Annotated in this window: 2 protein-coding genes; both read left to right on the top strand. The window is 47.5% G+C overall.

The genetic code is table 11. The annotated features are described in order from the left end of the window. The first annotated feature begins 630 nt into the window (after positions 1-630). On the top strand, positions 631-2,445 hold the full coding sequence (locus F788_RS14010) for a hypothetical protein (protein ID WP_155984447.1): 1,815 nt from the start codon (positions 631-633) through the stop codon (positions 2,443-2,445). Positions 2,446-2,514: 69 nt separating this feature from the next. Next, positions 2,515-2,796, top strand: coding sequence for a type II toxin-antitoxin system RelE/ParE family toxin (locus F788_RS13870; protein WP_081622850.1), 282 nt, complete (start codon positions 2,515-2,517; stop codon positions 2,794-2,796). The last annotated feature ends 37 nt before the right edge of the window (positions 2,797-2,833 follow it).

The following is a 2,833-nucleotide window of genomic DNA, read 5'->3' as shown; positions in this document are numbered from 1 at the left end:
GGGCACCGAACGCCGGTTGAGACACTCAAGGCCTGGCAACAGGAACGCCCCGATTTATTTCGTAAACGTGTATACAACCAGCCGGGACCCGACAGATAACCTCTGGCCGGATCGTACCAGGGAACGCCGCCACGGCTCCCGCCGGAAGCTGGTTTCTCGGGCCGCGCGTGTTGTCTCCGGCCGTCACGCCACGCTGCGATAACGGTGATATACCGATTCTGTATAGCACCGCGCTCTGTCACGCCCGAGCCGCCGCCTTCCACGTCTCGCCCCGAATCAGTCCAACCCCAAGCCTTTAACGTCGGCCCCTGAATCTCGCCTATGTTGGATCGGCGGGCCGATGTAAGTCTTTGATCAACCGCCAAAGACTCTTCGTTCCAGTCGGCCGGACGCCCTGCCACTCGACGCGACGCACACTACCATGATAAAAGCATGGTTTAGCTGTGGTGGTGTGCCGCCGAGAGGAGAACGCCGGGATGATATGCAGAATCTCTATATCACCAATATGACAGATTCTGTCTAATCTACTGTTAGCCAACTAAATACTGAGTCGCCCAAGCCTACCTCATTAAGGAGAGTCAATTGTTCCTATATGCTTTTATCTTTTACCGTGGCATTGAACGATCCAATATGCCATATAAGGAACTAATTTCTTTGATTCGGAAGCACTCAGGTAGGAGCCTCTGGCGAGTTGCCCCACTGCATGCCTTAACAAATAGCACGAGACAAATCGAGCGAAGCGAACAGCATGGCGAAACGCTATTCGTTCAATGTTTTCAGAACTCTGTCGTACTAAGTTCTCCTGCCGTGCTTTTCCTCGAAAAGATTATTTCCGATTCAGGATATATTCAGTCATGCGGAGAACTACTATTTGAGTCACCTTGGTATAATGTCGATTCAGCGCGCTTGATAGATCAGCTTAACCGCTGCGATATGAAAACTTCACGGAAGTTTGTTTTTTATACCGTTGAAGAATTTGGCCTAAATACACCAAGCAGGGAGGGTGTTGATGGAGTTAAATTCTTCAAAAACAAGCACTACATAGGCAATGAATTGGCTAGTCATTTCATTGCGAGATTTCAACGCGATCACTTAGCGCCAAATGATGTTGTTGACCGAGTTGCAGGTTATGAACGGCCTAACACAACTGCTGATTATGAAAGTATATTCGTCATTAAGGACTCGATTATTGAGAATGTCTCAAGTTTCGAGAAAGGGCATATTACTAATCAACAACACATAATTGCATACCACTCTGAGTACAAGAAAGAAAACCCCGTCCATATATTGGATGATTGGAGGCCTTTCTGGCCTGGCCAATACACAACCCCCGCTGTACTCGCAACTGCAGCATTAAATTTGGTTCGCGCTGACGAGAGCACCCTATTCGTGGATCCATACTCAGGGTCTGGGGGCATTGGTGTAGCCGCTTCGAGCATGGGATTTCATTGCGCACTTAGTGATCTCGTTGGTGCGCCGGGAATTCGATTCAATCTCGCGTTCTATCGTGATTCGCGCCTTAGAGCGCAACTCCTTTCTCGGCTTCGAGATTTAACTGAAATTCTTAAGCGTTCTGAAACAATAGATAGTGTGAGGCTTTTGCAGTTAGCAGAAGAAATCCGTTCGGCGATAACCACACCCCTCATGCACTGGAATGAATCGCTTGATCAAATCGTTAATCGAATTGATGATTTTGAGAAAATGGATGCATTTCTGCTGTATCGCGTTTTTTACTTTAATAGAGAACTTCTAGAGAAAGCAGCAAGTGTTGAACTAATATTGAAAAGATTCGTTTCTACGGCGCAAGAATTCGTCAAACAAGTTGATCGAGCATTTGCTATCGAAAACAAGTTGCCGGACCCTAACCGTCCCCTGTTGCGAAGAGGGAAGTATGGGGCGTTGACGTCTGGATCTCCAACTTCTTGGGGTGACTTTGTTGTGTCAACTATTTCTGCGGACCAAATACACAATACCCCCAGCATTACGCGCCTTGCAGATTCAGCATCTCGATTGGTTATTGCTACCGATTTACCATATGGCGTTAATACTGATATTGAAGAAAACAACTTCCTAAATCAGCTCTATGCGGACTCGTTTAGGTCGGCATTTAGGCTTGCGGCGCGTACACAACAAAAAATGATCAGTTTTGTACTGTTCTCTCTCCAAGCCGTTAAGATTGGGAAACCTGTACCAACATCTGCTTTTTCGAACAACGTACGCTTAGTGTTGCATAAAGTGGCTAATGAATTCGGTTGTATGTCCGTAAAATCACCTTTTCTAGACGAAGTCCCTTCCTATATTTCCTCTGAAGGCTATTGGAGATCCGAAAAAGCCTTGGATAGAGAAATAATTCTCCATGAATTCACCCTGCCTCAGCAATGCTCAGTCGTGGCTAACCCGGCGTTGCAGGGGACGCTGCACGATAAAGCCGCGCAGCGCCCCTGAACTTGAACGTTATGCATTCATTCTCCAGCTCTCTTGACACTCGTCACGTGACGCGCTACATTTTCTCCCATGATCAAATCATTCGCGGATAAACGAACTCAGGAGCTGTACTCCAATGGTAAGTCAAAGAAATTTCCTGCGGATGTCGCACCGAGAGCCGCGAGAAAGCTTGAATACGTCAACCTGGCTGAACAGCTGGAGGATTTGAAGGTGCCGCCCGGTAATCGCCTTCACCCGCTATCGGGAAACAGGCAGGGGCAGCACGCAATTTCAATAAACGATCAGTGGCGCATTTGCTTTCGATTTGAGGATGGTGATGCGTATGAGGTCGAGGTGTGTGACTACCACTGAGTGAGGTGATGACAATGGCTATACTCAATACTGCTGG

The sequence above is a fragment of the Thioalkalivibrio sp. ALE10 genome (genome assembly GCF_000381385.1).
Taxonomy (GTDB): domain Bacteria; phylum Pseudomonadota; class Gammaproteobacteria; order Ectothiorhodospirales; family Ectothiorhodospiraceae; genus Thioalkalivibrio.
This window is presented reverse-complemented; position numbering and strand designations above follow the sequence as displayed.

Excerpts from the sequence above, each read along its gene's own strand:
- F788_RS14010 (WP_155984447.1), top strand. The coding sequence starts at position 631 with ATGCCATATAAGGAACTAATTTCTTTGATTCGGAAGCACTCAGGTAGG.
- F788_RS13870 (WP_081622850.1), top strand. The coding sequence starts at position 2,515 with ATGATCAAATCATTCGCGGATAAACGAACTCAGGAGCTGTACTCCAAT.